The 4,131-nt window shown below is 61.4% G+C and carries 5 protein-coding genes; 1 reads left to right on the forward strand and 4 read right to left on the reverse strand.

Going from position 1 to position 4,131, the window contains the following annotated elements; all coding sequences use genetic code 11:
- Nucleotides 1-617: tripartite tricarboxylate transporter substrate binding protein (locus GEV05_27120; GenBank protein ID MPZ46971.1), on the reverse strand; the 617-nt coding region annotated here is incomplete at its 3' end.
- A 319-nt stretch (nucleotides 618-936) separates the two neighbouring features.
- Here GEV05_27120 and GEV05_27125 point away from each other — a divergent pair.
- The gene (locus GEV05_27125) at nucleotides 937-1,176 is read left to right on the forward strand and encodes a helix-turn-helix domain-containing protein (GenBank protein MPZ46972.1); all 240 of its coding nucleotides are present in this window, start codon (nucleotides 937-939) and stop codon (nucleotides 1,174-1,176) included.
- Here GEV05_27125 and GEV05_27130 read toward each other — a convergent pair.
- Genes GEV05_27130 through GEV05_27140 form a run of 3 tightly spaced genes read right to left on the reverse strand, consistent with a single transcriptional unit; the run spans nucleotide 1,113 to nucleotide 3,987 of the window.
- A complete protein-coding gene (locus GEV05_27130) occupies nucleotides 1,113-1,964 on the reverse strand; it encodes a hypothetical protein (GenBank protein MPZ46973.1) in 852 nt (283 codons plus the stop codon). The genes GEV05_27125 and GEV05_27130 overlap by 64 nt on opposite strands.
- A gap of 46 nt (nucleotides 1,965-2,010) precedes the next feature.
- On the reverse strand, nucleotides 2,011-2,997 hold the full coding sequence (locus tag GEV05_27135; protein ID MPZ46974.1) for a fumarylacetoacetate hydrolase: 987 nt from the start codon (nucleotides 2,995-2,997) through the stop codon (nucleotides 2,011-2,013).
- A gap of 3 nt (nucleotides 2,998-3,000) precedes the next feature.
- The gene (locus tag GEV05_27140) at nucleotides 3,001-3,987 is read right to left on the reverse strand and encodes a tripartite tricarboxylate transporter substrate binding protein (protein ID MPZ46975.1); all 987 of its coding nucleotides are present in this window, start codon (nucleotides 3,985-3,987) and stop codon (nucleotides 3,001-3,003) included.
- Nucleotides 3,988-4,131: the final 144 nt, after the last annotated feature.

The raw sequence follows: 4,131 nt of genomic DNA on the forward strand, positions 1-4,131 counted from the left end.
GACACCGGCGTGGAGAACTGCATCTGCACGTGACCGCCCACGAGGGCGGTGACAGCGGGGCCGCCGCCCTTGTAGGGCACGTGGGTGATATCCACCTTCGCCATCATCTTGAAGAGCTCTCCGGCGAGGTGCTGCGGACCGCTGCTTCCACTCGACGAATAATTGATCTCTCCCGGTCGGGCCTTGGCGAGTGCAATGAGCTCCTTGACGGACTTCGCCGGCAGCGACGGATGCACCACCAGCACGTACGACGCGGTGACGCAGACGGTGATCGGAGAAAAATCCTTGATCGTGTCGTACGGCAACTTCGCGATGAGATGGGGGTTGATGGTGTGGTTCACCGAGCCCATGATGAGCGTGTGCCCGTCGGGCGCAGCCTTCGCCACGAGATCGGAGCCGATGATGGTGCTCGCGCCCGGGCGGTTCTCGATCACGACCGGCTGGCCCCAGAGCTCGCTCAGCTTCTGGCCGATGAGCCGCGCCGTATAGTCGGTGCCGCCGCCCGGCGGAAACGGCACGATCATCCGCACTGCTTTCGATGGATAAGACTGCGCGTGCAGCGTGCCGACCCCCACGCTCAACGCAAGCCCGTAAACGCACAGAACCCAACGCTTCATTGCAACTCACTCTCCCAATGGACCGATCGAGCATAGCATGCGCTGCTCGGGCTCTCGCCACTCGATCGGGCGCAGTCCGTATACCGGAACCTCGCGCCCGAAAGGGTGCCGGCGGACATTCGGTGTCGGCTAAGATCGGGATGGACTTTGCAGGAATGTCGCAAAGCGGACGCAGCAGTTCCTGCTCGGGCGTCGAGTCTGATTCTTTCTTGGATTAAGGAAGCGCGGATTCACAAAGTAAGTGCAACACCCTTTGAATCGAGGTGGGGAGCGGTGACACTGGCTGCCTCCTCATCCGGCCAGGGAAGGGGTTGCACCCATGACGTATCACCAGCTCACCCAGGAAGAACGATACCGCATTACCGCGTATCGCATGTGCGGTCATTGTCCCGCTACGATTGCCCGCTTGCTTGGTAGGCATCGAAGCACAATTTCCCGCCAATTGCGACGCAATGCCACGAATCACGACGGCGGCGACCGCGCACGTCCGACGCATCAACGTGTCGGCCTGCCCTTGATCATGGTGCGATACATCAGGCGTCTTTCGTTTTCCGCGTAGTCCGCCGTTGCAGCGTGCAATGTCGCTCGGTTATCCCAAATAACAAAATCACCGGTGCGCCATTGATGGTGGTACTGGAACTGGGGGTTGTGCGCGCTATGGTCATAGAGGCGCCGCAACAGCGCTTCGCTTGCGGAAGGTTCCATACTGACGATGTAGTCGGTCATCGTCTCGTGCACATAGAGCGCTTTGACGCCGGTCTCTTCGTGCTTGCGCACGACGGGATGTTCCACTGGCGGCGTGCTCTTCATTTGCTCATCGGTGAGCGAAGGCACTTTGCGGCCTTCACGCTTCTTGCCGTAGTAGTGAATCGCCGTCAGCTTGTCGATCTCTTCCTTCGTGCGGTCGTCCAACGCTTCGTAAGCCCTCCTCATGTTGACGTAACGCGTGTCGCCGCCACGCCCGGGGATCTGCACCGCGTACAAAACCGTCGCCTTGGGCGGCGCCGCGATGAAGCTCTCGTCAGTATGGAACATCGTCCCGCGAATGATCCGCTTGCCGTCCTTGACGTCCCGGTCCTCACTCGAAACAACTCCCGCCTCGGGATTCTTGTCGGAGCGGTAGGACTCGAGATGCTGCACCTTCGGTTCGCCGAAGTTGCGTGCTGCGTCGAGAAAGACTCCGACGTCCGCGAAGCGCTGGTCCCGCACGCACAACAGCAAGTGGTCGAGAAACGCCTGGTACAGCTGCCGACGATCGTTTGAACTAAGAGGTTGGCTAAGATCAACGCCCGTCACCTCGGCACCCATCACGTTACTCAATTGCGTGATCTTCATTGCATCCTCCATTGAACGATGAACGACTGGGCCTCGCCTGGCCGGCAAGAATTGAGGGTCATTGGGCCGTCCAATCCCAGCTTGCCGGACCACTCGTGTCTTCGACGACGCGGTTGCGGAGCAAGCCCACACCCTCAACTTCGCACTCGATCAGATCGCCCGGGCAGAGGAACCAAGGCGACTCGTGCGGCTTGCGTGCGGCAGCGACACCCGCAGGAGTGCCGGTGGAGATGATGTCGCCCGGCTCCAGGGTCGCCTGCGAAAAATAGGCAACGAGCTGGGGAATGTTCCAGATCATCCTGGCGGTATTGCTATGCTGGCGCAACTCGCCGTTCACGCGTGTCCTGATCGTCAGGTTCATGGGGGCGGGCACTTCGTCCTTGGTCACGAGCCACGGACCGAGCGGCCCAAACGAATCGAACATCTTTCCCAGGAACTGATTGCCTGCTGCGCGCTCGATCTTCAGCACCTGACGCGCGACGATGTCGCACAATACCGTGTAGCCGGCTATGACCTCGTAGGCTCGTGCCTGCGGCACGTTCTTGCATCGCCGGCCGATCACGACGGCGAGCTCGGTTTCGTAATCAAGCTGGCGCTCCACCGTTGGCCTGGCGATGTCGTCATAGGGGCCAGTCAACGAGGAGGAGGCTTTGATGGACGCCGATGGCACGTTACCCGTATGCGTGAGTCCATGCTCGACCACGTGCTCGTGATAATTGCGTGCGAGCGTGATCAACTTGCCGGGGCGCAGTGGAGCGTCCAGCACGCAATCGTCGAGTGGTATAAACATCCGCGTGTCTGGAGTCGCGGTGCGACAACTGTGCGCCCACTCGTGCACGCGCCTCACAGCCTCCAAGGCCTCATCTCCCCGACGCAGCAGCTCGAGAATGTTGGCGGGTAGGTCGACGGCCGGAGCATCGGCGGTCTCCTCACGGTTGTATGCTGCTATCGCGGCTTCAAGATCGAGCATGAAGCCGTCGATGGCAGCACCGATTCGCCATTTGCACTGGCGCTCGCGCGCAGGTTGGTACATGGCAAGGCGCATGCCTTACTCGAGTCGCGCGCCGGAGATCCGTGCGATTTCGGCATATTTCCTAAGCTCGGCGCTGATGAACTGCGCGAACTCTGCGGCCGAACCGCCGGCGGGATCAGCCCCTTCATGTTCAAGGAGCCGCTTTCTTACGTCAGGCTGCTGCAACGCTTTTCCTAGTGCCCGGTTCAGCGTGGCCACTGCCTCCTGCGGAGTGCCCGCCGGCGCCAGCATGCCGAACCAGCCGGTGATGTCGTATTCCGGCAAAGCGGCCTCGGCAATCGTCGGCACGGCCGGAAGCGCCGGCGAGCGCTTGACGCCGGTCACCGCTAGCGCCCGCGTGCGGCCCGAGCGGATATGCGGCAGCGCGCCGGAGACGCTGCCGAAATAGCACGACACTTCTCCGGAAACGAGCGCCGTGTTGGCCGGGCCGCCGCCCTTATACGGCACATGCGTCATCTTGATGCCGGCCATAGTGCTGAAGAGTTCCCCGGCGAGATGCGGCGTGCTGGCGATGCCGGAGGATGCGAACGAGAGATCGGTACGAGCCTTGCCCAGCTCGATCAAATCCTTCACCGACTTCGCTGGGACCGAGGGATGAACCACAAGAACGTACGATGCCGTGGCAATGAGCGCGACCGGATCAAAGCTCTTGACACTGTCGTAAGGGAGCTTCTTATAGATATGGGGGTTGATGACGTGGCCCGCATTGACCATCAGAAGCGTGTAACCGTCGGCCGCAGCTCGCGCGGCGAGTTCTGTGCCTATCGTGCCTCCCGCACCGGGGCGGTTATCCACTATAACGGTCTGCCCCAACGCCTCTGTTAGCTTCTGGCCCAGTAGGCGCGCCAAGCTGTCCGTGCCGCCGCCGCCGGCGGCGAAGGGAACGACGATACGCACCGGCTTTGTCGGATACGCGCCGGCACCGGTGCTTGCCAGTGCGAGCAGCAGTGCGAATAGGTTGACCGGCGATTCTTCATACGTTCTCCCTATTGCTTGCGAGATCGACGATACCTGCCCGACAGGTCGTCGTACTGATTAGGGATTTGTCCGGCTCGAACGCCTTCGGCGCGCCTCGTTCGGAAGAGCGCGCTCTTCAGAGTCGAGTCGAGGACACAACCGCAGGCGACGAAAATCGAACCCTCCTCA

It is taken from the genome of Betaproteobacteria bacterium (assembly GCA_009377585.1).
In the GTDB taxonomy this organism is placed as follows: domain Bacteria; phylum Pseudomonadota; class Gammaproteobacteria; order Burkholderiales; family WYBJ01; genus WYBJ01.